This is a genomic window from Streptomyces sp. NPDC029151, assembly GCF_055564315.1.
Window position 1 is genome coordinate 1,638,889 of sequence record NZ_JBVHWQ010000001.1, and the last position, 24,389, is coordinate 1,663,277.

Consider the following 24,389-nt stretch of genomic DNA (forward strand, 5'->3'; position numbering starts at 1 on the left):
CGCGTCGACCTGACCAACGGCACCGCGCACCTCGTCCTGCCCGGCGGGGACGGGGTCTCCCGGAGCCCCCGTCGGGCCGCCGGCCGCCCCCGGGGCATCCAGGAGGACGCCTCCCGCCGACACCGTCGCTGGAGGCGGTCGGCCGCCGTTCGGGTGAGGGGTGAGCGGGGCCGGTCCGGGCGGAAATCCCGGGATCCGGGGCCCTCGGACACGCTGAGTGATCGTGCGGATCGGTGCGAAGTGGCAGCCTGCCGTCCCGCTGGCCACACTGAAACCGGTGGTTCCTGGTCAAAAGGGACCCGTCTGGCCGTTGGCGACCCCCACGTCCTCAGGAGATCGAATGGTGGAGCAGTCCTCGGAAGCCCCCATATCGGGGTCGGACGAACCTGCCGTCACCCTGAGGCACACCGGGCCGGCCGTGAAGGACACCGAGCGGAAGCTCGCGGCGACGCTGGCCGAGGTGACCGGCGCCGACGACGTTCCGGCCGAGAGCCACTTCTTCACCGACCTCGGCGCCAACTCCCTGGTCATGGCGCAGTTCTGCGCGCGGCTCAGGAAGAACCCGGAGCTGCCCTCCCCCTCGATGCGGGACATCTACCGGCATCCCACGATCCGCAGTCTGACGGCGGCGCTCCTGGTGGCCGCCCCGGCGCCCGCCCCCGCCGCTTCCGCAGCGCCCGCCGGCCCGGCCGCGGCCCCGGCGGAGTCCGCGCCCGCCACGGCACCGGCCCCGGTGCCCCGTGCCGGCCGGCAGGCGCACCTGCTGTGCGGGGCGTTCCAGATGGCGGTCTTCCTCGTGTACTCCCTGGTCTACGGGTACCTCACCGCCGCGGGGTACGAGTGGATCGCCGCCGGTGCCGACCCGCTCGACATCTACCTGCGGTCCCTGGTGTTCGGCAGTGGCGGCTTCCTGCTCCTGTGCGTCTTCCCGGTCGTGGCGAAGTGGCTGCTGGTCGGCCGCTGGAAACCGGGCGAGTTCCCCGTCTGGGGGCTGGCCTACCTGCGTTTCTGGCTGGTCAAGGTGCTGCTGCACGCGAACCCGATGGTGTTCCTCGTCGGAACGCCGCTCTACGTGCTGTACCTGCGGGCCCTGGGCGCGCGGATCGGCAGGGGCGTCACGATCCTCTCCCGCTCGGTCCCGGTCTGCACCGACCTGCTGACCGTCGGCGCCGGGACGGTGATCCGCAAGGACGCGTTCCTCCTGTGCTACCGGGCCCACGCGGGCCGCATACAGACCGGGCGGGTCACGCTCGGCCGGGACGTGTACGTCGGCGAGAAGACCGTGCTGGACATCGACACCTCGATGGGCGACGGCGCCCAGCTGGGCCACTCGTCCTCGCTGCACCGCGGCCAGGCCGTCCCGGACGGCGAGCGCTGGCACGGCTCGCCCGCGGAGCCGACGCGGGTCGACTACCTCCGGGTGGCGCCGGCCAGGTGCGGCACCGCGCGCCGGACCTGGTTCGGCCTGGTCACGCTCGTGCAGCTGGTCGGCGTGTACGTTCCGATCGCCGTCGGCGGGGTGTACATGGTGTTCACCGGGATACCGGCGATCGGCAAGCGGCTCGACCCGCAGACGGCCCAGCTGAGCCGGCCGGAACTCGTCCCCGACGCGCTGGTGGTGTCACTCGCCCTGTTCTGGGGCTTCCTCGCCCTGGGGCTCTTCGCCCTGTACGCCGTCCCGCGGCTGCTGAACCTGGTCGTCAAGCCCGACCGGGTCTATCCGCTCTACGGGCTCCACTACACGCTGCACCGGACCGCGGCCCGCCTGACGAACCTCAAGTTCTTCGCGTGGCTGTGCGGGGACAGCTCGTACATCGTGCACTATCTCCGCGGCCTCGGTTACGACCTGTCGCGCGTCGAGCAGACCGGTTCGAACTTCGGCACCGAGATGCAGCACGAGACGCCGTTCCTGGTCTCGGTCGGCACCGGGACGATGGTGGCCGACGGGCTCTCCGTCATCAACGCCGACTACTCCAGCACGTCCTTCCGGCTGTCCCGGGTGTCGATCGGGCCGCGCAACTTCCTGGGCAACAACATCGCCTATCCCGTGGGCGGCAGGACGGGCGAGAACTGCCTGCTCGCGACGAAGGTGATGGTTCCCCTCGACGGCGAGGTCCGCACCGGGGTGGGTCTGCTGGGCTCACCGTGCTTCGAGATCCCCCGCTCGGTGGAGCGGGACGCCCGGTTCGACCATCTGCGGACGGGTGACGAGCTGCACCGCCATCTCGCCGCGAAGAACCGCTACAACCTCCGCTCGATGGCCCTGATGCTCTTCCTGCGCTGGGTACACGTCTTCGCGCTGACGCTGTTCGCGCTCGCCTCCGTGGATCTGTACGGGGTGCTGGGGCACGTGGTGATCGGCGGGTACCTGGCGCTGCTGCTCGTCTTCTCCACCGCGTACTACGTGTTCCTGGAACGCTGCCTGATGTCGTTCCGCAGGATGCGCCCGATGCTGTGCTCCATCTACGACCGCGACTTCTGGCTGCACGAGCGGCTGTGGAAGATTCCCTCGAACTTCCTCAACATCTACAACGGCACCCCCTTCAAGAGCCTCGTCTGGCGCCTGATGGGCGTGCGCATCGGGCGCAGGGTGTTCGACGACGGCTGCTACGTGACCGAGCGGACGCTGGCCACCATCGGTGACGAGTGCACCCTCAACGCCGGGAGCAAGATCCAGTGCCACTCGCAGGAGGACGGCACCTTCAAGTCCGACGGCACCACCCTCGGCGCCGGCTGCACGCTGGGCGTCGGCGCCCATGTGCACTACGGCGTGACCATGGGCGACGGCGCGGTGCTGGCACCCGATTCCTTCCTCATGAAAGGCGAGGAAGTCCCCCCGAACGCGCAGTGGGGCGGCAATCCGGCCGTGGACATGCCCGCGGTCGGCGGCCCGGGCAGGGCCGTGCGGCCGACCGACGCCCCCGCGGCTGCCACGAGTTGAGGAAGGCCTTCCGATGGACACGCGCGTGGAGACGGACCGGGAGTTCTGGAGCCGGGAGCTGACCGCCGGCGGCGGCACCGCCGTGCCCCGGTGGACGGGCGAGCCGGTCCCCGGAGCGGCCGAGCAGGAGACCGCGGTCCCGGACGAGGTGGCGGCCCAGGCACGCAGACTGGTGCGCCGGTCGGGGCTGCCGCTCAGCGCGGTGCTGCTCGCGGCGCACGCCAAGGTGCTGTCCGCGCTGTCCGGCGAGCCGGAAGTGGTGACGGGGTATGCCGCGGGGGTGCGCGGTGAGCCGCTGCCCTGCCGCCTGACCGTGCCCCCGGGCTCCTGGCGTGCGCTGGTGTCGGCCGCCGAGCGCGCCGAGGCGGCGGTGCTGGCCCACCGGGAGTTCCCGGTGGCGGAGCTGGCCCGCGAGCTGGGGGTGGACGAGCCGTCGTACCAGGTCGTGTTCGGGCCCATGGACGCCGAGGAGCCGCACGCCGGGGACGGTGCGCTGCACGTGCGCTGGTGCGAGCGGGGCGGACGGCTGCTGCTGCGCCTGCGGTACCGCACGGACGTGCTGGACGCCGGGAGCGCGGAGCGGATCGGCGGCTACCACCTGAGGGCGCTGCGGCTGCTGGCGGCCGATCCGGACGCCGGGCACGCGCAGCAGAGTCTGCTGTCGGCCGAGGAGGTGCGCGAGCAGCTGGAGGGGCTGGCCGGTCCCCTCCGGCCGCTGCCGGACGCCCGCGCGCACGAGCTGTTCGAGCAGCGGGTCCGGGAGCGGCCGCAGGCGGTGGCCGCGGTGCACGGCGAGCGGGAGTGGACGTACGCGGAGCTGAACGCGCGCGCCAACCGGCTGGCCCGGGCCCTGCTGGCCCGGGGGCTGGGCCGGGAGGACGTGGTCGCCGTCGTCACCGAGCGCAACCTCGACTGGCTGGCGGCGACGCTGGCGGTGTTCAAGGCGGGCGGGGTGTACCTGCCGATCGAACCGCACTTCCCGGCCGGCCGCATCCAGGCAACATTGTCGCGGTCCGGGTGCCGGCTGGTCCTCACCGAGTCCGGCAGCACCCGGACCCTGGACGAGGCGCTGGCCGCCGTACCGGGCACCGAGAAGCTGCTGGTCGAGACGGCGTACGCGGAACCGCACGACGACGGTGACCCCGGGGTGCGGGTCGACGCCGGGCAGCTGGCCTACATCTACTTCACCTCCGGCTCGACCGGCGAGCCGAAGGGGGCGATGTGCGAGCACGCGGGCCTGCTCAACCACCTCCACGCCAAGATCGACGACCTGGGCGTCGGCGAGGGCTCCGTGGTGGCGCAGACGGCCCCGCAGTGCTTCGACATCTCGCTCTGGCAGCTGGTGTCCGCGCTGCTGGTGGGCGGGCGGACCCTGCTGGTCGGCCAGGACGTGGTCGTGGACGTGGAGCGGTTCCTGGACACGCTGGTGCGCGGGCGGGTCACGGTGACCCAGCTCGTGCCCTCCTACCTGGAGGTGGTGGTGTCGTACCTGGAACGGCACCCGCGTGCCCTGCCGGACCTGCGGTGGGTGTCGGTGACCGGTGAGGCGCTGAAACGGGAGCTGGTCCAGCGCTGGTTCGCGCTCCAGCCGGACATCCGGCTGCTGAACGCCTACGGGCTGACCGAGACCTCCGACGACACCAACCACGAGGTCCTGGACGGCGTGCCCGACCGGGTCCTGCTGGGGCGTGCGGTGAACAACGTGCGCGTCTACGTCGTGGACGAGCAGCTGTCCCTGGTGCCGCTGGGCGCCCCGGGGCTGATCGCGTTCTCCGGAGTGTGTGTGGGCCGGGGGTACGTCAACGATCCCGAGCGGACCCGGGAGGCCTACCGGACGGACCCGTACCGGCCCGGGGAGCGGCTCTACCTGGGTGGTGACTGGGGCCGCTGGCACCCCGGCGGGAAGCTGGAGTTCCTCGGCCGCCGGGACAGCCAGGTGAAGATCCGCGGCTTCCGGATCGAGATAGGCGAGATCGAGAACACCCTGCTGCGGGTGGACGGGGTGCGCGACGGTGCCGTGGTCGTGGCCGAGCGGGGCGGGAGCGCACAGCTGATCGCCTTCCACACCGGGCGGCGGCACGAACCGGAGGTGCTGCGCGAGGCGCTCGCGGCGGCGCTGCCCGCCTACATGGTCCCGGCCGCCTTCCACTGGCGCGAGAGCCTCCCGCTGACCGCCAACGGCAAGACCGACCGCAAGGCGCTGACCGCCGAGGCCGTCCGGGCGGCGCCGGACGCCGAGGCGGAGGGCGGGCACCGCGAGGCGCTCAGCCCGGCCGAGCGGCGGCTGGCGGCGGCCTGGGCGGAGCTGCTGGGCGTGCCCGAGCACCGGATCGGCCGCACGGACCACTTCTTCGACTCGGGCGGCACCTCGCTGACGGCGGTCAAGCTGAGCATCGCGCTGGACCGGGCCGTCTCGCTGAAGGACATCACCCGGCACCCGGTCCTCGCCGACCTGGCCGCCCTCCTCGACGGCGCGGCCCGGCGGCGCCCGGAGCTGCTCCAGCCCCTGTCGGAGGCGGGCGGTGCGGCGGAGTGCGCGCTGGTGTGCTTCCCCTACGCGGGCGGCAACGCGGTGAACTACCGGCCGATGGCGGCGGCCCTGGCGGGCAGCGGCCTGGCGGTCCTCGCGGTGGACCTGCCCGGTCACGACCTGGCGGCCCACCGGGAGCCGTTCGCGTCGATCGAGGAGGTGGCCGCCCAGGTCGCCGCCGAGGCCGGCGCGCGCGGCCTGAGCCGGGTCATGCTCTGGGGCCACTCCTCGGGCACCGCGCCGGCCCTGGAGACGGCCCGCCGCCTCCAGGAGCGGGGCGTGCGGGTGACGCGGGTGTTCCTCGGCGCGCAGCTCCTCGGCACCGCCGCCGAGCGCGATGCCGCCGTCGCCGAGCTGACCGGCCGGAGCGACGCGGAGATCGCGGCGCGGCTCACCGAGGACAGCGGCTACACGGAGCTCGCCGAACTCAACGGGCGGCACGCCGAGCACATCGGTGCCGCCTACCGGCACGACTGCGTGTCCGCACACCGCTACTTCGCGGCGGCCCTGCACTCCCCGCCGCCGGTACGGCTGTCCGTGCCGGTCACGGTGGTCGTCGCCGCCGACGACCCGCACACGGCGGGCCACGCCGACCGCCACCGCGACTGGCTGCTCCTGGCCGAACACGTCGATCTCCACGAACTCGCCGACGGGGGCCACTACTTCCTGCGCACCCGTCCGGCCGAGGCGGCGCGGGCCGTGCTGACCGCGGCCGTCCCCCTGGCCTCCACCTGAGGTCCGTACGAACCACCGACACGGCGACCGAAAGGAACCCCGAGATGCCGTCCTCATCCCTGGCAGCACCGCTCGACGTGGAGCTGCGGCCGGACCGGCCGGCGATGCTGCGCGTCGATCCGCCGCAGGACGCGGCGGCGTGGGCGGCCGAGTACCGCGAGGCCCTGCGGGCGCAGGTCACCGAGCACGGGGCGCTGCTCGTGCGCGGCCTCGGTCTGAAGGACGCGGACCAGGTCGGTGCCGTCTTCGCCCGGCTGGCCGGTGAACTCCTGCCGGAGCGCGAGGCGTTCGCCCCCCGGGAGGCGCACGGAGCGGGGCTGTACTCCTCCACGCCCTGGCCGGCCAACCAGCCGATGTGCATGCACCACGAGCTGAGCTACCCGCTCCAGGTGCCCGGTCTGCTGCTGCTGGCGTGCCTGACCGCGCCCGAGGACGGCGGGGCGACGGCGGTGGCCGACGCCACCGCGGTCCTCGACGCCCTGCCCGCCGAGCTGACGGAACGCTTCGAGCGGGAGGGCTGGCTGCTGACCCGCACCTACAACGACGAGATCGGGGCGTCCCTGGCGGAGTCCTTCGGCACCGACGACCGGGACGCGATCGAGCGCTACTGCCGCGCGAACGCCATCGACGTCCGCTGGCAGGACGACGGCTCCCTGCACACCGAGCAGCGCCGCTGCGCCGTCGTACGGCACCCGCTCACCGGCCGGCGGTGCTGGTTCAACCAGATCGCCTTCCTCAACGAGTGGACGCTCGCCCCGGAGGTGCGCGAGTACCTGGTGGACGAGTACGGCGCCGACGCGCTGCCGTTCAACACCCGGTACGGCGACGGAAGTCCGATCCCGGAGGAGGTCGTCCAGCGGATCAACACCGTCTACGAGGAGCACACCCGGCGCGAACCCTGGCAGGCCGGTGACCTGATGCTGGTGGACAACATCGGCACCGCGCACAGCAGGGAGCCCTTCACCGGCGAGCGGCGGATCCTGGTCGGCCTGGCCGAGCCGCGGCGTCCGGCCGACTCCTGCCCGGCGGGGGAGGCGAGCGGGCGATGACCGAACTGCTGTCGCCCAGCCCCGAGCCGGCCACGCCCGGCCCCGTCTCGCCGCCCACCTTCGCCGTGATCTCCGGCAAGCAGGTGCGGCAGGCGCTCGGCGGGCGGGAGAGGGAACTGGTGGAACTGGTCGAGGCCACCTACCGGCTGCACGGCGCCGGGGACTCGGTGAACCCGCCCTCGTACTTCCTGCGCTTCACCGACCGGCCGTCCTCGCGGATCATCGCGCTTCCCGCCTCCCTCGGCGGCACCACGCGGGTGGACGGACTGAAGTGGATCTCCAGCTTCCCGGACAACGTGCGCGCCGGCCTCCCCCGGGCCTCCGCCGTGCTGATCCTCAACGACCACGACACCGGGTACCCCTTCGCCTGCCTGGAGAGTTCCGTCATCAGCGCGACCAGGACGGCGGCCTCCGCCGCGCTGGCCGCCGACTGGCTCAGCCGCACCCGGACCCGCCCCCGCCGGGTCGGGTTCTTCGGGACGGGCCTGATCGCCCGGTACATCCACACCTTCCTCGCCGGCACCGGCTGGACCTTCGACACGATCGGCCTGCACGACCTGTCCGCCGACAGCACCGACGGCTTCCGCGGCTACCTGCGCCAGGCCGGTGCCACCGGGCAGGTCACCGTCCACGACAGCGCCGAGGACCTGATCCGCTCCAGCGACCTGGTGGTCTTCGCCACCATCGCCGGCCGGCCGCACGTCACGGCCCCGAGCTGGTTCGAGCACAACCCCCTCGTGCTGCACGTGTCGCTGCGCGACCTCGCCCCCGAGATCCTGCTCGGCGCGGCCAACTTCGTGGACGACGTCGACCACTGCCTCCAGGCGGACACCTCCCCGCACCTGGTCGAGCAGCGCACCGGAAGCCGCGACTTCCTCAACGGCACCCTCTGCGACGTGATGCTCGGCCGGGCCGCCCCGCCGCACGACCAGCCGGTGATCTTCTCCCCCTTCGGCCTCGGCGTCCTCGACCTGGCCGTCGGCAAGTACGTCTACGACCGAGTGGCCCGGGCGGGAGAACTCCGCCTCATCGACGACTTCTTCCACGACCTGCGCCGGTACGGCTGAGGCCGTTGTCCTCAGTCCTGGCACCAGGAGGCTGCCGTGCCCGTCATCTCCGCTCCCCACGCCTTCAACGAGGGAAGCCTCTTCGTCGATCTGGAGCCGGTCTTCGGACAGCGCCTCTACCTCAAGTGCGAGGGCTTCAACTTCGCCGGCTCCATCAAGTTGAAGGCCGCGAACGAGATGGTCGAGAGCGCCGAACGGGACGGCAGCCTGACGCGGGACTCCATCCTCGTGGAGTCCTCGTCCGGCAATCTCGGCGTCGCCCTCAGCATGATCGCGGCCAGCAAGGGCTACCGGTTCCTGTGCGTGACGGACTCCCGGTGCAACCTGTCGACCAAGCTGCTGATGGAGGCCCTGGGCAGCCATGTGCACGTGGTGACCGACCTGGACGCCAACGGGGGTTTCCTCGGCACGCGGCTGGAGTACGTCCGCGCGCTGTGCGCGTCCGACGACCGGTACGTGTGGCTGAGCCAGTACACCAACGCGGGCAACTGGCGGGCCCACTTCCGTACGACCGCTCCGGAGATCGCCGGTCAGTTCCCGCGCCTGGACGTGCTGTTCGTCGGGACCGGAACCGCCGGCACGCTGATGGGCTGCGCCCGCTACTTCCGCGAGTGGCGGCGGCCGGTGCGGATCGTCGCCGTGGACAGCATGGGCTCGGTCGCCTTCGGCGGCACGCCCGGCCGCCGGATGATCCCCGGCCTGGGCATGAGCATGCGTCCCCCGCTGCTCGACGAGTCGTACGTGGACGAGGTGGTCCGGGTGGAGGAGGCGGACACCATCCGCACCTGTCACCGCATGGCCCGCCACGGCTTCCTGTTCGGCGGTTCCACGGGCACGGTGGTCAGCGCCGCGACGGACTGGCTGTCCCGGCACGGCACCCGCGGCCTCACGGCGGTGGCCATCGCCCCCGACCTCGGCGAGCGCTACCTCGACACCATCTACCAGACCAACTGGCTGCAGGACCTCTACGGCGAGAACCTGCTGGACTCGGCCGAGGCGGACAGCCCGTGGCAGCAGGACTCCGCGTCCCGCGGCCAGGGGCACCGCCGCAGTCCGTGACGGCGCCGGCCGGACTCACCCGGCCGGCTGCGGGGTACGGGCCCGCCACGGGATGCGGAACGCGGTCGCCGTGACGACCAGGGCCGAGGCCGCCACCGTGGCCATGCCCGCGGTCAGACCGGCCGCCCCGGCCACGAAGCCGATCAGGGCGGGCCCGGCCAGCAGGCCCGTGGTACCCGTCGCGGCGACCAGCGCCAGCGCGTCCGGGCCACGGCCGGCCGCGGCCACGTACACGCACGGGGTGACGGCTGCCGCGCCGAGGCCGACGCAGGCGAAGCCGAGCAGCGTGGGGACCGCTCCCCCGGCGAGCAGGGCGAGGGCCAGGCCGACGGCGGCCACCGCGCTGCCGGCGCGCACCACCCGCCCGTCACCCCAGCGGGTCCGCCAGCGGTCCGCGCACAGCCGGGCCAGCAGCATCATCACGGAGACGACGGCGATACCGAGGGGGGCGACGGTCGCCGACGCCTTGACGACCTCCTTCAGGTACAGCGTCGACCAGTCGTTCATGGCGCCCTCGGTGATCGTGCCGAAGACCATCGCACAGCCCAGCAGGAGGGTCGTCGCGGAGGGCAGGCCGCGCCGGCCGTGCCGCGTCGGTCCGCCCTCGCCGGCCGGGTCCGGCTCCTCGCGCGGGAGCAGACCGGGGCGGGCGCCGGCGAGCAGGAGCAGCAACAGGGCGCCGGCGGCGGCGAAGTGGACGGGGACGGACCCGGTCAGGGTGGTGACGCCGGACGCCAGCAGGGCGGCGGCGAGCAGCCCGCCGCTGAAGGTGGCGTGCAGCTGTGCCATGGCCGTACGCCCGTGGAGGCTCTCCAGCGCGGCGCCCTGCGCGTTCATGGCGACGTTGAGGCAGCCGACGGCGATGCCGTCGGCGCACACCGCGAGCAGCGCCAGCGGGTAGTCGGGGACGACGGACAGCGCGGCCAGCACGGCGATCAGGGCGGCGGCGGAGGCGAGGGACAGCAGCCGGGAGCCGAGGCGCCGCATCAGGGCGGCGACCAGCGGGAAGGAGGCCGCCGCTCCCGCCCCGCAGGCCATCAGCAGCAGGCCGACCTCGCCGGCGCCCAGGTCCAGCCGGGTCTTCAACGCGGGCAGCCGGGAGACCCAGGTGCCGTACTGGAGGCCGAGGAAGCAGAACAGCGCGGCGATCGACCACTTGCCGCGCCGGTAGGAGGGTGCGGGCATCAGCTCGCCCTCCGCGGGGCGGCGACCGGCGCCGACATGTACACCGCGCCGCTGCCGTACCCGGCCGGCACCCGCGCGTCGGGGTGGGGGCGGTAGCCGTTGGCCCGCCAGAAGGGCTCCCGGCCGGCGAGCGCGACCAGCGACAGGGTCGCGAAACCTCGGGAGCGGGCCACGTCCCGGAGGTGCCGGGCCAGGCGGGTGCCCAGGCCCCGGCGCCGCAGGGGCGCGCTGACGACCAGGTCGTGCAGGTGGAGGTTGGTGGCGTGGCCGGTGGCGTGGTGGACGGGCTCGTCCTGGCGGGCCGGGTCGGGACAGTGGAACCGCCGGTAGGGCAGGGCGAGGACGTAGCCCGCGATGCGGCCGTCGAGGTCCAGGACGAAGCTGGTGCCCGCCGAGGCCCGGGAGCGCAGGCCGGCCTCCCCCTCGGTCAGCGGGGTGTCCGCGTACGCCCCGGCCTCCAGGGCCGCGACCTGGGGCCAGTCGGCCTCGGTGATGCCCCGTATGAGGCCTGTCATGTCAGTGCTGTCCTTCCCGGGCGTCCTCCGCCGTCACGCGTGCACACGCACGGCAGCGGGTGGATGCCGTTGAATCCCTGGGTCGCGTAACTGGCGGCGTAGGCACCGGCGGAGAGGATCCGCACCGGGTCGCCGGAGCGGACGGACCGGGGCACCCGCACCGGGTACCGGCCGCCGCCGTAGGCGTCGTCGCTGTCGCAGGTGGGGCCGGCGACGACGGCGGGGACGTGCTCCTCGCTCTCCCGGCCGGGGAAGACCAGCGGGTGGGTCACCTGGTCCATTTCGTACAGGCCGTTGAACTTCCCCACGCTCAGGTACAGCCAGCGGGCCCGTCCGCCGTCCGGCTGCGCCCGTTCGGTCAGCCGCACCACACGGGCGCGGATCACCCCGTGGTCGGCGACCAGGTGACGCCCCGGCTCCAGCACGAAGTCGAGCGGCGCCGCGGCCTGCGCGCCCAGGCGTTCCATGCCCTCGCGGAGCACGGTGAAGATCTTGTCGAGGGGCGGTTCCAGGGGGATGCCGTGCCGGTCCTGGTAACCGAGGGCGGGCAGCCCGCCGCCGAGGTTCACGTGGTCGACGACGATCCCCCGCCCGGCCAGCGCCGTCAGCGTCCCGGCGAGCGTGTCGAGGGCCTGCTGCCAGGCCTCGCCGGTCATCTGCTGCGAGCCGACGTGCACGGACAGGCCCGCCGGGACGAGGCCGGCCGCACGGGCCGCGTCCAGCACCCGGACGGCGTCGTCCGGCGCGCAGCCGAACTTGCGGTTCAGGCCCCACAGGGCGCCCTCCCCGCTGGTGGCGAGCCGGCAGAACACCCGGGCGCGGGGCGCGTGCGCGGCGATGGCGGTGACGTCCTCGACGCTGTCGGTGGCGAACGTGCGCACACCGAGGCGGTGGGCCTCGGCGATGTCCTGGTCCGACTTGACGGTGTTGCCGTAGTGGACGTGGTGGGGGTGCGCACCGGCCCGCAGGGCCTGGGCGATCTCGGCGGGGCTGGCCGCGTCGAAGCCGGCGCCGCGCTCCGCCAGGCAGCGCAGGACCTCGTCCACGGGGCAGGCCTTGAGGGCGAAGCGGACGCGGATTCCGGGCAGTTCGCCGAGCAGGGTGTCGTACTGGCGCTCTATGCCGGTGAGGTCGTAGACGATGCGGTCGGTGTTCCGCCCCTCCGGGGCGCTCACGGCCGGGCCGCCTCGACGAGTGCCGGCCAGGACTCGGTCAGGTGGGCGAAGTCCTCGATGTCCCTCTCCGCCTGGTCCAGCAGCTCCGCTCTTTCCGGCACGAGTCGCTCCGCGAACGCCGCGTACCGGCCGCCGAGTTTGCGGTACGCCGTGTCGACCCGGTCCAGACGCCAGATGTTCTCCGCGCGGTCCAGGCCCGTGCTCTCCCGGAGGAACTCCACGATCCGGTCGGGCCGGACCCGCTGCCGGGGGTCCAGCAGCCCGGCGCCCTCGGCGGCCATCCGGCCGTAGACGTGGTGGAAGTACGGCATCGACAGCAGGAACTTCACGAACCGCCGCTGGTAGGCGGGGAAGCCGGTGTCGGTGCGGCGTTCGGGGGTGTGGAAGTTCTCGATGTGGCGGTTGTGGAGGATGCCGGGCAGGCCCGCGTCGTGGACGAGGTGGAGGAGGAAGTAGTCGCTGCCGATGGTGTCGGTGGCGGGCGGGAGCGGGACCGTTTCGTACACCGCGCGGTCGAAGGCGATGTTGCACATGTCGACGCGCAGGGGGTCGACCACGGTGAGGGTCGAGTGGTCCCCGGTGAAGGGGGCGGTGCCCGCGCCTGTGAAGGACTCCTCGGCCAGGGCGCGCCTGCGGTCCTGCGGCCAGTCGGCGGGGGCCCAGAGGCCGACCACGTCGTGGTAGACGGTCTCGTCCAGGCGCCGTATCTCCCCGACGTCCACGGAGAGTTCGCCGATGAAGGAGGCTCCGGCGAGGGAGACCGGCCGGTGGGCCAGTGCGGGGGCGAGGTCGGTGCGGGTGACGGCGGCCGAGGCCTCCGCGGCGGGGCGGCCCAGCCAGGGCAGCTCGTGGTGGACGGGGAACACCGGTTGCCCGGCGTGGAGTTGGTAGGTGCTGTCGGAGTCGCGGCGGTGTACCGAGTCGCAGCCGAGGGCGGCGGCCAGCAGGAAGGCGCGGTTGGTGCAGGCGCCGTAGGAGACGGCGGGCGGGAGCATGAGGCGCAGCAGGCGCTCGGGGTCGGGCGGGCCGGCCCTGCGCACCGCCCCGCGCAGGAAGTCCCGCTGGGCGTCCTCGTCGAGGTGGTGGACGGTCACGCCCCGGTGTAACGGCAGGGCGGCGACCGTACGGGTGTGTCCGGCGCGGGCGGCGGCGTCGGCGGAGTCCAGGATCAGCAGCTGGACGTCGGCGCCGAAGTGCCGTGCGGCGTAGGCGGCTTCGGCGTGCAGGGCGGTGATGGTGGCGGAGCAGGCCCGGTTGGTGGGCAGGGCGAGGCAGACGCGGTTCACCGGGCACCGTCCGCGGCGGTCCAGGAGTCGAGGCCGAGCAGCCTGCGCCCCAGGTCGTTCAGTTCGGCGGGGCCGTAGCGGAGGGCTTCGGGCGTGCGGGCGTCGCCGAGGAGGGTGGCGTTCCAGTCGGGGGTGGCGAGGGTGCGCCAGGAGTCCACGCGGGAGTCGCGCAGGGCCGTGTGCTCCTCCAGTGCGGGCATCATCGACAGGTACTGGACCGCTCGGACAGCGTTGTCGGAGAGGTTGGGCGCCACGCCGTGGGCGAGCAGTCCGTTGAAGATCAGCAGGTCGCCGGCCTGGAGGTCGGGGCGGATCACCGGGAACTCGGCTCGGTCGACGGCGGGCCGGACCGGGTCGCGGCCGGGCGGCTGGGCGAGGCGCCACTGCTCGAAGCGGCGGAAGAGCTCGGGCGCGCACTGGAAGCCGCCGAGTTCGGGGCGGGTGTCGGTGAGCGCGATGATGCCCTGGACGCGCTGCGGCAGCACGGCGAGGGTGGTGTCGACGTCCCAGTGCAGTTCGATGTCGAAGCCCTCGTCGGTGGGTTCGATCAGGGAGCGGGAACGGGTGCGGACGTTCGGCGGGTTGAGGTTGAGGCGGTCGAGGGTGACCCACAGTTCGGGGCTGTCCCAGACGTCCACGAAGGCGTCGTGGACGCGCTGGTTCTGCCGGCTGTCCCACAGCAGCTGGTGGTGGTAAGCCTCGACGAAGCCGTAGATGTACAGGTGGCGGTCGAGTTCGGAGCGGAACTCCGGCTCCTCGTACCAGCTGTCGGGGCGGTCGGGGTCGAGCCCCTGGAACTCCCAGGCGAAGTCCAGCAGGGCCTTGGCCTCGCCGGGGGTGACGGCCTCGCGTACGACGACGTAGCCGTACGTCTGCCAGAAGGCGAAGTCCGCTTCGGAGAGGACCCTGAGCGGCTGGGTCTTCACGAGGTCGCGCAGGGGGGTGGGGGCGAGGTAGGTCTCGCCGTCGGCGCTGAAGTAGGGGCGGCCGGTCGCCGCGCGGTGCAGGTGGGGGTGGGGCGTCTGCATGCGATTCCTCTGGAACTGGAACACGGGGTGCGGTTGAGATCCGGGAGAAGAGCACGATCGAGCGGGCCGCCCGCGCTCGCGGGCGGCCGGTGAACCCCGTGGGGTCAGCCCGCGACGACGGCCTCGGCCGCCGCCACCCCGCAGACGCGGGCGGCGCCGTAGGTGGCGATGTGCAGGGCGCCGCGCGGCGGGGCCTGCGGCAGGCCCATCTCGACCACGACGGTGTCGGGCCGGGCGGCGAGCAGGGCGGTGAGCGCGGAGCGCATCCAGTCGTGCCGGTGCTCGTCGCGGACCACGGCGACGATCCGGCGTCCGCCGGCCGCGGCGAGTACGGCGTCGCCGGCGCCCTCGCCGGTGAAGGAGCCGGAGGCGCTGCCGGGCAGCAGCCGCTCCAGCTCGGCGGCGACGCCCCAGGGGGTCTGGTCGCCGACGGCGATGTTCGGGGCGGGGTTGAACTGGGCGACGTAGACCGGCCCGGTGACCGGTGCGGCGGCGCCCGCCCGGGTCACGGTCAGCGCGCGGCGGGCCGCGACCAGGCCGATCTCCGGGTCGGCCGGGGTCCGCTCCGCGTCACCGCGGGCCGCGGCGGTCCAGGCGGCCAGGTCACGCACCCGGGCCGCCGCGTCGGCGAGCCGTTCCTCGGGCAGTTCCCCGGAGCGCACGGCGGCCACGAGCGCGTCGCGGAGCTTCAGCACGGTGCCCTCGTCGCACAGCCCGCCGCCCACGCAGATGGCGTCGGCGCCGGCCGCGATCGCGAGGACCACGCCGTGCTCCAGCCCGTAGGTGCCGGAGATCGCGCGCATCTCCATGCCGTCGGTGACGATCAGGCCCTGGTAGCCGAGCTCGCCGCGCAGCAGCTCGGTGAGGACGCGCCCGGACAGGGTGCCGGGGCGGTCGGGGTCGAGGGCCGGGACGAGGATGTGCGCGCTCATGATCGCCCGGGTGCCGGCGGCGATCGCCGCGCGGAACGGGGGCAGTTCGCGCTGGTAGAGGGTGTCGGCGTCGACGTCGATACGGGGTACGGCGTGGTGGGAGTCGACGTTGGTGTCGCCGTGGCCGGGGAAGTGCTTGGTGCAGGCGGCGACGCCGGTGGACTGCAGGCCCTCGACCCAGGCGGCGGTGTGCCGGGCGACCAGGTCGGGGCTCGCGCCGAAGGAGCGGACGCCGATGACGGGGTTGTCCGGATTGGCGTTGACGTCGGCGGAGGGCGCCCAGTCGAAGGTGACGCCGCAGGCGGCCAGGCGCCGGCCCAGTTCACGGGAGACGGCCCGGGTGAGACCGGGGTCGTCGACGGCGCCGAGGGCGTGGTTGCCGGGGAAGGAGGAGCCGGTGCGCACGTCGAGGCGGGTGACGTCGCCGCTCTCCTCGTCGATGGCGACCAGCAGGTCCTCGCGTTCGGCGCGCAGCTGCGCGGTGAGCGCGGTGACCTGGTCCTCGCTGACGACGTTGCGGCCGAACAGGGCGACGGAGGCGAGGCCCTCGCCGAGGCGGCGGCGCACCCAGTCGGGCGCGGTGGTGCCGTCGAACCCCGGTTGCAGCACCGCGAGGGCGTCCCGGGCCAGGGTGTCGCCCGCGGCCGAACCGCTGCCGGACGCGGTGGTGGCGATGGTGGTCATCGGGGGCGTCATCCCTTCACGGCGCCGTCGGTCAGACCGCTGACAGCCTTGCGTTGCAGGAAGATGAAGAGGATCAGGATGGGCAGCGCGAACAGGGACGAGGCGGCCATGGTGGCGCCCCAGTCGTCGCCGAAGGCGGTCTGGAACTGGGACAGCCACAGCGGCAGGGTCTGCTTCTCCACGTCCTTGTTGAGGATCAGGACGAGCGGGAACTCGTTCCAGGCGGTGATGAAGCCGAACAGCGAGGTCGCCATCAGACCGGGCGCGAGCAGCGGGAAGATCACCTTGACGAAGGCCTGGACGCGGGTGCACCCGTCGACCATCGCCGACTCCTCCAGCTCCTTGGGCACGGCGGCGACGTAGCCGCGCAGGGTCAGGATGGTCAGCGGGAGCACCATCATCGTGTAGAAGACGGTGAGCGGGACCAGGCTGTCCAGCATGTCGTTGTCGCGGACGATCATGTAGATGGCGATGATCATGACCTCCCAGGGGGCCATCTGCGCCAGCATGAACGTCACGATGAGTCCGCGCCGCCCCTTGAACCGCATCCGCGCGAGGGCGAAGGCCGCGAACAGGGCGATGACGAGGGAGAAGAGCACCGACAGGGCCGTGACGGTGACGGAGTTGAGGACCAGGGTCCAGAAGTGGTCGGCGTCGACGGCCTTCTTGAAGTGCGCGAGGGTGGCGTCCGTGGGGAACCACACCGGGTCGTCGGCGATGATGTCGCCGGTCGGCTTGAAGGCCGTGGCGAACATCCAGTAGACGGGGAACACGAAGCCGACGAAGAGGACGACGGCGGTCGCGTTGGGCCAGATACGGCCGAAGAGCGAGCGCTTCACAGCTCGTCCTCCTCTTGCTTGAGCACCATGCGCAGGTAGTACGAGGTGATGGCGAGCAGGACCAGGATGGTCAGGAAGGAGATCGCCGCGCCGAGCCCGAAGTGCTGGTTGCCGACGCCCTCGACGTAGGCGTAGATCGGCAGGGTCTCGGTGAGGTGGTCCGGGCCGCCCTCGTTCATCGCGAAGATCTGCGCGAACGCCTTGAACACCCAGATGACTTCGAGGAACGTCGTGGCGTACAGGAACGGCCGCAGGAACGGCAGGGTCACCGAGGTGAAGCCCTTCCAGGCGCCGGCGCCGTCCAGGGAGGCGGCCTCGTACAGCTCCCGGGGGATCGTGGTGGTGGCCGCGTAGAGGTTGATCGCCACGAAGGGTATGGACTGCCAGACGATCAGCAGGGTGACCACGGCGAAGGTGGAGAACTGGGTCTCCAGCCAGTTGTGGTCGGCCATCGAGTGCCAGCCGAGCTTGTCCAGCACCCAGTTGACGACGCCGAAGCGCTGGGCGAACAGCCACTGGTAGACGGTGGTGGCCGCGATCACCGGCATGGCCCAGGCGAGGACGAGCCCCACCATGAGCAGCAGCCGCATCTTCCTGCCGAGACGGGCCAGCAGCAGCCCGGTCAGCGTGCCGATCGTCATGATCAGTACGACGTTGGCGGCGGTGAAGAGGACGGAGCGCTCGACGACGCGCCAGAAGTCGCCGCCGCTGAGCACCTCCTGGTAGTTGTCGACGCCGTTCCACTCGGTGAGGTGCTGGATGAGCTGGCGCGGGTTGAGGTTCTGGAACGACAGCATGCCGTTCTTGACCAGGGGCCAGCCGAGCAGCACCACGGTGGCCAGCAGCGCGGGCAGCAGGAGCAGGTAGGGGGTGGCGGCGCGGCGCCGGGACGGGGCGCCGGGGTCACGGCTGTCACCGCGCGGCGGGGCCGGCACCCGGGCCTTGCGGACAGCGGGCTCCCCGGCCGTGTCCGTGCCTTCGGTCTGCACTGACATGAGTTGCCATCTCTTCCGTGGCCGTACGGACGACACAGGTGAGCCGGGGGCGCGAGCGTGGCGCCCCCGGCGCGGTCATCAGTTCTGCTGGGCCAGGCGCTTGTTGATCTCGTCCTCGACCTGCTGGGCGGCGTCCGCCGGGGACTTGCCGTTCAGCACGGCCGTCATGTACGACTTGATCGGGTTGGGGGTGTTCTCCACCGCGCCCCACTCGGGGATCAGCGGGGTGGTGCCGCCGACCGCGGCACCCGGGGCGATGGCCTCGGCGACGACGTTGCCCTTGAGGTTGGTCTCCAGGGACTTCTTGTTCGGGATGACGCCGTTGAGCTTGGCGAGTTCGCCCTCGTACTGGTCGGACAGGGCGATCTTGAGGAACTCCTTGGCCAGGGCCTGCTTCTTGCTGCCCTGGGCGACGGCGAGGTTGGAGCCGCCGAGGAAGACGCTCTCGGGCTTGGCCGCGGTCTCGCCGGGGATGGGGAAGTAGCCGAGGTCCTTCTCGATGGCCTTGTTGGCGGTGACGGCGGTGCCGGCCTCCCAGCCCATGCCGATGAACGCGCCGGTCTTGCCCTTGGCGAAGACCTCGGCCTGCTGCGGGGTGGCCTCGTCCTTGTCCTTGGGGGCCTTGGAGTAGGAGGCGTACTTCTTGTAGATCTCCATGGCCTTGCCGACCTTGGGGTCACCGAGGTTGGAGACGTACTTGTCGCCCTGCTTCTTCACCAGGTCGGCGCCCTGCCCGATGGTCAGGCCGTCGAAGAAGTACCAGTTCTGGCCGGGCAGGTAGAGCGGCTCGGCGTCGGTCTTCTTGCCGATGGTCTCCAGGTCCTTGAAGAACTCGTCCCGGGTCTTCGGGGTGTCCTTGATACCGGCCTTGGCCCAGATCTTCTTGTTGTAGATGACCACGCGGCTGGTGAAGTACCAGGGCGCGGCGTACTGCTTGCCGTCGTAGACGGACGACTGCGAGACCGACGGCGTCCAGTCGGCGCCGATCTCCTGCTTCAGGTCGCCCAGGTCGGCGAGACCGCCGGTGGCCGCGTAGGCCGGGGTCTGGGTGTTGCCGACCTCCAGCACGTCCGGCGGGGTGGACTCGGAGAGGGCGGTGGTGATCTTCTGCTGGATCCCGTCCCACTTCTGCGTCTCGAACTTCAGCTTCGCGCCCGTCTTCTTCTCGAAGGCGGCCGTGACGTCCTTGACCCACTGGTCCGGCGTGGAGCCGTCCATCGCCCAGACCGTCAGGGTCTGGCCCTTGAAGCTGTCCGGCCCCGCGTCCTTGCCGCTGTCGTCGTCGTCCCCGCCGCACGCCGACACGGAGACCATCATGCCCGCGATCACGATCGCGGCCGCAAGCTTGCGCTTCACGCCACCCTCCTCAGGGATGCCACTAACCCCCCACGCCCTCGGCGGTGACCTGCGTACGACGCTGTTGCACGTAGGGCTCGGGACCTGGCCACTAATGGTGTAGACCAGTACGGTGGAGCTTGGCCTAGACCTTTTGGAGTGTCAAGGGTGGTTCGGGAAGCCGGTCGCGGCCGTTACGAGAAAGTCACCGGAGCGCGTCCGTCCGCATTCCGTCCCTTTCGCCCGGACCGTTCAGTTGGACTAGACCATAAGGGAGTTGGTCGCTATAACGGGAGCCCATCGACACAGCCGGGAAGGCAGGCATGACCACCGACGTCAGCAGCGCCCAGCCGCACAGGGGGACGCCCGGGCGCACCGCGCGCGTGCCGAAGTACTACCGGATCAAACAGCAGCTGCTCGGCATGGCCGAGGCACTGCAGCCCGGTTCGGCCATGCCGGCGGAACGTCTGCTCGCCGTCCGGTTCGACACCTCGCGGACCACCGTCCGGCAGGCGCTCCAGGAACTCGTCGGCGAGGGCCGGCTCGACCGGATCCAGGGCAAGGGCACCTTCGTCGCCCAGCCCAAGCTGTACCGCACCCTCCAGCTCACCTCGCACACCGAGGACATGCGCGCCCAGGGCCTCACCCCGGCCTCGCAGGTACTGGACATCGGGGAGGTGCCCGCCGACGAGAAACTGGCGGGCCTGCTCGGCATCGGGATCGGCGAGAAGGTGCTGCGCATCGAGCGGCTGCGGCTGGCCAGCGGCGACCCCATGGCGATCGAGACGACCCATCTGTCCGTACGGCGCTTCCCCGGCCTGCGCCGCTCCCTCGCCGTCTACCCCTCGCTCTACACGGCGCTCGCCGAGGTGTACGGCGTCCATCTCGCCGAGGCCGACGAGACCATCGAGACCTCGCTGTCGACCCCGCGCGAGGCCCAGTTGCTCGCCACCGACGTGGGCCTGCCGATGCTGCTGCTGTCCCGGCACTCACGGGACGCGCAGGGCTCCCCGGTGGAGTGGGTCCGCTCGGTGTACCGGGGCTCCCGCTACAAGTTCGTGGCCGCCCTGCGCCGTCCGGGCGGCACGGTGGTCCGGCGGAGAGCGGCCCCGCCGGACCGGGACGGGCTCGGCGTCACCCCTGCGTGAGCGTGATGTCCTGGTTGCTCACCGCGTGGAAGGCGGGCAGCAGGATGAAGCCCGAGGGGCGCAGCTCGGTGAGGGTGGCCTCCACGTGCGCCGCCCCCGCCCTCACCGCCTCCCCCGAGACCTTGCCGGAGTTCTCCCAGCGGTGCTCGGTGCCGTCACAGCGGGCGGCGCCGCCGCCGATGCCGTGCTTGAAGCGGGCGTCGCCCTGGCTGAGCGAGGAGCCGACGAACACCGGTCCGCTGCCGGCGGTGCAGCGGTAGGTGCCGGAGAGCGTCACCGTGCCGTCCGGCGCGATCCGGCCGACCGGGTCGACGGTGACCAGTTCGGTGGGGTCGGCGCAGGCCGGGGCGACGGCGGCGCACAGCAGGGCCGCGGCGCCGAGGGCCGAGGCGACGACGGGGCGCAGGGACATGGGGGTACCTCCCGGTTCCAGGGGTTCGAGGGTCTCCACTGGTACCGGGCGGCCGGGCCGGCGGGCGTGACCGTCACCCCATCGGTGGCGCGTCATGAAACCGAACGGGCCAGGTCACGGCGGGTGCGGCGGCGGGTCAGGGCAGTACGGCGAACCCGTCCAGCTCCACCAGCGCCCGCTCGTCCCACAGCCGTACGACCTCCACGACGGCCATCGCGGGGTAGTCGCGGCCGGCCGACTCACGCCAGATCCGGCCCAGTCGCGGTGCGTGGGCGCGGTACGCGGCGACGTCGGTGGCGTAGACGGTGACCCGGGCGAGGTCCGCGGGGGTGCCGCCGGCCGCGCGCAGGGCGGCGAGGAGGTTGCCGAGGGCCTTCTCGAACTGCTCGGGCAGGGTCTCGCCGGTGATCTCGCCGTCGGTGTCCAGGGCGGTCTGGCCCGCGAGGAACACCACGCGGGAACCGGCCGCGACGACGGCGTGCGAGAAACCCGTGGGCGGGGACAGCTCGGGCGGATTGACGCGCTCGGTCGTCACCGGTCCTCCTTCTGGGCGGCGGCGTACAGCTCCTTGGCGATGATGCTCCGCTGGACCTCGCTGGCGCCCTCGTAGATACGGGGCGCGCGCACCTCGCGGTAGAGGTGTTCGAGGAGGTGGCCGCGGCGCAGGGCGCGGGCCCCGTGCAGCTGGACGGCGGTGTCGACGACGTACTGCGCGGTCTCGGTGGCGAGCAGCTTGGCCATCGCGGCGCGCCGGGGGACGTCGGCGGCTCCGGCGTCGTGGGCCGCGGCCGCCGCGTAGACCATGAGCCGGGCCGCCTCGGTGCGCAGGGCCATCTCGGCGACCTGGTGGGACACCGCCTGGAGGTCCATCAGGCGGCCGTGGAAGGCCTCGCGGTCGCGGGTGTGGCCGACGGTGGCGTCCAGCGCGGCCTGCGCCATGCCGACCGCGAAGGCGCCGACGCTGGGACGGAAGAGGTTGAGGGTGCCCATGGCGACGGCGAAGCCGCGGCTGGGCTCGCCGAGCAGGTCGGCGGGGCCGACGGGCACGGCGTCGAAGTCGAGGGTGCCGATGGGGTGCGGCGAGATCATCTCCAGCGGGCCGCCGGTGAGTCCGGGCCGGTCGGCGGGGACCAGGAAGGCGGTCACTCCGCGGGCGCCGGCGCCGGGGGTGGTGCGGGCGAAGACGGTGTAGAAGTCGGCCTCCGGGGCGTTGGAGATCCAGCACTTGGCGCCGGTGAGCCGCCAGCCGTCGCCGTCGGGCTCGGCGGCGAGGGACAGCGCCGCCGCGTCCGACCCGGCGCCGGGCTCGCTGAGCGCGAAGGCGGCGACCGCGCTGCCGTCGGCGACCCGGGGCAGCCAGCGCCCGCGTTGCGCCGGGGTGCCGTGGGCGTGCACCGGGTGGGCGCCCAGGCCCTGCAGGGCGAGGGCGGTCTCGGCCTCGGTGCAGACCTGGGCCAGGGACTCCCGCATCAGGCACAGGTCCAGCGCGCCGGAGCCGAACAGCCGGGCGAGCAGGCCCAGTCGGCCGAGTTCGACGAGGAGCGGCCGGTTGACGCGGCCGGGTTCGCCGCGGTCGGCGAGCGGGCGCAGGCGTGCGGCGGCCAGCTCGCGCAGCTCGGCGCACCAGGCGGTCTGCTCCGGTCCGAGTGAGAATGCGGACACAGCCGGTCCTCCCTCCGGGGGCGCCTCCGGGACGGGTCCCCCTGCCTTCCCTACCCACCCCCGACGTTATCGCGCGCAGTTGACTGCCGTCATCAACACGATACGCTGGGGGCGCCCCCTCTGGGGGAGCGCGAGCCCACCAGGAAGCCCGTTCGGATGTCCGTCCCGGACGTCCCGGACGTCCCGGACCTCTGTCACGGCAAGGGGGCGGACCGCCATGCATCTCTCGGCCCACGTGGACACGTTCGCGCGCGACCATCTCCCCCCGCCCCACGAGTGGCCCGAGCTGCGGTTCGACCTGCCGGAGCTGCGGTACCCCGATCGGCTCAACTGCGCCGCCGAGCTCCTCGGCCACGCCGATCCGGCCCGCCCGGCGTTCCGGACCCCGGACGGCGCCGTCTGGACGTACGGCGAACTGCGCGCCCGGGTCGACCGGATAGCGCACGTGCTCACCGGCTCCCTGGGCGTGGTCCCGGGCAACCGGGTGCTGCTGCGCGGCCCCACCACCCCCTGGCTCGCCGCGTGCTGGCTGGCGGTGCTGAAGGCGGGAGCGGTCGCGGTCACCGTGCTCGCCCAGCAGCGCCCGCACGAACTGGTGACCCTGTGCGAGATCGCCCGGGTGGGACACGCGCTGTGCGACATCCGGGCGGTGGACGACCTGGCGAAGGCGGCGATACCCGGGCTGCGCATCACCACGTACGGCGGTGACACCCCCGACGACCTCCTGCGCCGCCCGGTCCCCGCCGGCCCCTACCCGGCGGTGGACACCGCGTCCGACGACGTCGCCCTGATCGCGTTCACCTCCGGCACCACGGGCCGCCCGAAAGGCTGCATGCACTTCCACCGGGATGTGCTCGCAACAGCCGACACCTTCTCACGGCATGTGTTGCGCCCCCATGAGGACGACGTGTTCACCGGCAGTCCCCCGCTCGGCTTCACCTTCGGCCTGGGCGGGCTGGTGATCTTCCCGCTGCGGGCCGGGGCCAGCACGCTCCTCCTCGAACACGCGGGCCCCCGCCGGCTGCTCCCCGCCATCGCCGAGCACCGCGTCTCGGTCCTGTTCACCGCGCCCACCGCCTACCGCGCCATGCTGGACGACCTGGACGGGTACGACGTCTCCTCCCTCAGACGCTGCGTGTCGGCCGGCGAGAACCTGCCCGAAGCCACCTGGCGGGCCTGGCACGACCGCACCGGCCTCGGCATCATCAACGGCATCGGCGCGACCGAGCTGCTGCACATCTTCATCTCCGCGTCCGACGCCCGGATACGCCCCGGAAGCACGGGCCTGCCGGTGCCGGGCTGGCAGGCCCGGATCCAGGACGCCGACGGCAGGCCGGTGCCCGACGGCGAGCCCGGCCTGCTCGCCGTACGCGGCCCGGTCGGCTGCCGCTACCTCGGCGACCCGCGGCAGCGGGAGTACGTCCGGGGCGGCTGGAACATCACCGGCGACACCTACGTCCGTGACCCCGACGGGTACTTCCGCTATGTGGCCCGCGCCGACGACATGATCATCTCCGCCGGGTACAACATCGCCGGCCCGGAGGTGGAGGAGGCGCTGCTGCGCCACCCGGACGTCGCCGAGACGGCGGTCGTCGGCCGCCCCGACGAGATCCGCGGCCAGATCGCGGTGGCCTACACGGTGCTGCGCGCCGGGGCCCGGCCCGACCCGGAGGCGCTGCGCGCGTTCCTCACCCGTGAGCTGGCCCCGTACAAGTGCCCGCGCTCGTTCGTCTTCCTCGACGCGCTGCCCCGCACCGCCACCGGCAAGCTCCAGCGGTTCCGGCTGCGCACCGAAGGCGACCAGCAGTGATG

The 24,389-nt window shown here is 72.7% G+C and carries 19 protein-coding genes; 7 read left to right on the forward strand and 12 right to left on the reverse strand.

Annotated features, from left to right (window positions below):
* The first annotated feature begins 340 nt into the window (after positions 1-340).
* From ACZ4VF_RS06655 to sbnA, 5 genes are read left to right on the forward strand one after another with little or no spacing between them, the layout of a single operon-like run.
* The gene (locus ACZ4VF_RS06655; protein ID WP_467923528.1) at positions 341-2,941 is read left to right on the forward strand and encodes a Pls/PosA family non-ribosomal peptide synthetase; all 2,601 of its coding nucleotides are present in this window, start codon (positions 341-343) and stop codon (positions 2,939-2,941) included.
* 13 nt (positions 2,942-2,954) lie between these two features.
* A complete protein-coding gene (locus ACZ4VF_RS06660; RefSeq protein WP_467923529.1) occupies positions 2,955-6,206 on the forward strand; it encodes a non-ribosomal peptide synthetase in 3,252 nt (1,083 codons plus the stop codon).
* Positions 6,207-6,250: 44 nt separating this feature from the next.
* Positions 6,251-7,255, forward strand: a complete 1,005-nt coding sequence (locus tag ACZ4VF_RS06665) for a TauD/TfdA family dioxygenase (protein WP_467923530.1) — start codon at positions 6,251-6,253, stop codon at positions 7,253-7,255.
* Complete coding sequence (gene sbnB, locus ACZ4VF_RS06670; protein ID WP_467923531.1) at positions 7,252-8,322, forward strand: 2,3-diaminopropionate biosynthesis protein SbnB; 1,071 nt, start codon at positions 7,252-7,254, stop codon at positions 8,320-8,322. Before ACZ4VF_RS06665 ends, sbnB begins: the two co-directional genes overlap by 4 nt.
* Positions 8,323-8,358: 36 nt before the next feature.
* Complete coding sequence (gene sbnA, locus ACZ4VF_RS06675) at positions 8,359-9,381, forward strand: 2,3-diaminopropionate biosynthesis protein SbnA (RefSeq protein ID WP_467923532.1); 1,023 nt, start codon at positions 8,359-8,361, stop codon at positions 9,379-9,381.
* A gap of 15 nt (positions 9,382-9,396) precedes the next feature.
* Here the strand turns inward: sbnA and ACZ4VF_RS06680 are convergent, their stop codons facing one another.
* The 9 genes from ACZ4VF_RS06680 to ACZ4VF_RS06720 form a co-directional block, all read right to left on the reverse strand.
* Positions 9,397-10,566, reverse strand: coding sequence for an MFS transporter (locus ACZ4VF_RS06680; RefSeq protein WP_467923533.1), 1,170 nt, complete (start codon positions 10,564-10,566; stop codon positions 9,397-9,399).
* Positions 10,566-11,081, reverse strand: a complete 516-nt coding sequence (locus ACZ4VF_RS06685) for a GNAT family N-acetyltransferase (protein WP_467923534.1) — start codon at positions 11,079-11,081, stop codon at positions 10,566-10,568. The genes ACZ4VF_RS06680 and ACZ4VF_RS06685 overlap by 1 nt, the downstream gene beginning before the upstream one ends.
* Positions 11,078-12,286 (reverse strand): type III PLP-dependent enzyme domain-containing protein, encoded by a 1,209-nt coding sequence (locus ACZ4VF_RS06690; protein WP_467923789.1) that lies wholly within the window; start codon positions 12,284-12,286, stop codon positions 11,078-11,080. Before ACZ4VF_RS06690 ends, ACZ4VF_RS06685 begins: the two co-directional genes overlap by 4 nt.
* Positions 12,253-13,542, reverse strand: coding sequence for a DUF6271 family protein (locus ACZ4VF_RS06695; protein ID WP_467923535.1), 1,290 nt, complete (start codon positions 13,540-13,542; stop codon positions 12,253-12,255). The genes ACZ4VF_RS06690 and ACZ4VF_RS06695 overlap by 34 nt, the downstream gene beginning before the upstream one ends.
* The gene (locus ACZ4VF_RS06700; RefSeq protein ID WP_467923536.1) at positions 13,539-14,570 is read right to left on the reverse strand and encodes a phytanoyl-CoA dioxygenase family protein; all 1,032 of its coding nucleotides are present in this window, start codon (positions 14,568-14,570) and stop codon (positions 13,539-13,541) included. The genes ACZ4VF_RS06695 and ACZ4VF_RS06700 overlap by 4 nt, the downstream gene beginning before the upstream one ends.
* Before the next feature lie 104 nt (positions 14,571-14,674).
* Complete coding sequence (locus tag ACZ4VF_RS06705; protein ID WP_467923537.1) at positions 14,675-16,186, reverse strand: glycoside hydrolase family 3 protein; 1,512 nt, start codon at positions 16,184-16,186, stop codon at positions 14,675-14,677.
* An 8-nt stretch (positions 16,187-16,194) separates the two neighbouring features.
* Entirely contained in the window at positions 16,195-17,025 is an 831-nt protein-coding gene (locus ACZ4VF_RS06710) for a carbohydrate ABC transporter permease (RefSeq protein ID WP_467923538.1), read from the reverse strand.
* Positions 17,022-18,020, reverse strand: a complete 999-nt coding sequence (locus tag ACZ4VF_RS06715) for a carbohydrate ABC transporter permease (RefSeq protein ID WP_467923539.1) — start codon at positions 18,018-18,020, stop codon at positions 17,022-17,024. The genes ACZ4VF_RS06710 and ACZ4VF_RS06715 overlap by 4 nt, the downstream gene beginning before the upstream one ends.
* A gap of 78 nt (positions 18,021-18,098) precedes the next feature.
* The gene (locus ACZ4VF_RS06720; protein ID WP_467923540.1) at positions 18,099-19,376 is read right to left on the reverse strand and encodes an extracellular solute-binding protein; all 1,278 of its coding nucleotides are present in this window, start codon (positions 19,374-19,376) and stop codon (positions 18,099-18,101) included.
* 302 nt (positions 19,377-19,678) lie between these two features.
* Between ACZ4VF_RS06720 and ACZ4VF_RS06725 the strand changes: the two genes are divergently transcribed.
* Positions 19,679-20,503 carry a GntR family transcriptional regulator gene (locus tag ACZ4VF_RS06725; RefSeq protein ID WP_467923541.1) on the forward strand — a complete coding sequence of 275 codons (825 nt, stop codon included), beginning with the start codon at positions 19,679-19,681 and terminating at the stop codon, positions 20,501-20,503.
* Here the strand turns inward: ACZ4VF_RS06725 and ACZ4VF_RS06730 are convergent.
* From ACZ4VF_RS06730 to ACZ4VF_RS06740, 3 genes are all read right to left on the reverse strand, one after another.
* Positions 20,490-20,915, reverse strand: a complete 426-nt coding sequence (locus tag ACZ4VF_RS06730; protein WP_467923542.1) for a DUF6299 family protein — start codon at positions 20,913-20,915, stop codon at positions 20,490-20,492. The genes ACZ4VF_RS06725 and ACZ4VF_RS06730 overlap by 14 nt on opposite strands.
* 136 nt (positions 20,916-21,051) lie before the next feature.
* On the reverse strand, positions 21,052-21,450 hold the full coding sequence (locus tag ACZ4VF_RS06735) for a RidA family protein (protein ID WP_467923543.1): 399 nt from the start codon (positions 21,448-21,450) through the stop codon (positions 21,052-21,054).
* On the reverse strand, positions 21,447-22,577 hold the full coding sequence (locus tag ACZ4VF_RS06740) for an acyl-CoA dehydrogenase family protein (protein WP_467923544.1): 1,131 nt from the start codon (positions 22,575-22,577) through the stop codon (positions 21,447-21,449). Before ACZ4VF_RS06740 ends, ACZ4VF_RS06735 begins: the two co-directional genes overlap by 4 nt.
* A 217-nt stretch (positions 22,578-22,794) precedes the next feature.
* Here ACZ4VF_RS06740 and ACZ4VF_RS06745 point away from each other — a divergent pair, with 217 nt between their 5' ends.
* Entirely contained in the window at positions 22,795-24,387 is a 1,593-nt protein-coding gene (locus tag ACZ4VF_RS06745) for an AMP-binding protein (protein ID WP_467923545.1), read from the forward strand.
* Positions 24,388-24,389 lie beyond the last annotated feature (2 nt).

What these genes read in the sequence shown, in the direction of transcription:
- ACZ4VF_RS06655 (WP_467923528.1), top strand. Translation starts at nt 341, where the DNA reads ATGGTGGAGCAGTCCTCGGAAGCCCCCATATCGGGGTCGGACGAACCT.
- ACZ4VF_RS06660 (WP_467923529.1), top strand. Translation starts at nt 2,955, where the DNA reads ATGGACACGCGCGTGGAGACGGACCGGGAGTTCTGGAGCCGGGAGCTG.
- ACZ4VF_RS06665 (WP_467923530.1), top strand. Translation starts at nt 6,251, where the DNA reads ATGCCGTCCTCATCCCTGGCAGCACCGCTCGACGTGGAGCTGCGGCCG.
- sbnB (WP_467923531.1), top strand. Translation starts at nt 7,252, where the DNA reads ATGACCGAACTGCTGTCGCCCAGCCCCGAGCCGGCCACGCCCGGCCCC.
- ACZ4VF_RS06680 (WP_467923533.1), bottom strand. Translation starts at nt 10,566, where the DNA reads ATGCCCGCACCCTCCTACCGGCGCGGCAAGTGGTCGATCGCCGCGCTG.
- ACZ4VF_RS06685 (WP_467923534.1), bottom strand. Translation starts at nt 11,081, where the DNA reads ATGACAGGCCTCATACGGGGCATCACCGAGGCCGACTGGCCCCAGGTC.
- ACZ4VF_RS06700 (WP_467923536.1), bottom strand. Translation starts at nt 14,570, where the DNA reads ATGCAGACGCCCCACCCCCACCTGCACCGCGCGGCGACCGGCCGCCCC.
- ACZ4VF_RS06705 (WP_467923537.1), bottom strand. Translation starts at nt 16,186, where the DNA reads ATGACCACCATCGCCACCACCGCGTCCGGCAGCGGTTCGGCCGCGGGC.
- ACZ4VF_RS06715 (WP_467923539.1), bottom strand. Translation starts at nt 18,020, where the DNA reads ATGTCAGTGCAGACCGAAGGCACGGACACGGCCGGGGAGCCCGCTGTC.
- ACZ4VF_RS06725 (WP_467923541.1), top strand. Translation starts at nt 19,679, where the DNA reads ATGACCACCGACGTCAGCAGCGCCCAGCCGCACAGGGGGACGCCCGGG.
- ACZ4VF_RS06730 (WP_467923542.1), bottom strand. Translation starts at nt 20,915, where the DNA reads ATGTCCCTGCGCCCCGTCGTCGCCTCGGCCCTCGGCGCCGCGGCCCTG.
- ACZ4VF_RS06745 (WP_467923545.1), top strand. Translation starts at nt 22,795, where the DNA reads ATGCATCTCTCGGCCCACGTGGACACGTTCGCGCGCGACCATCTCCCC.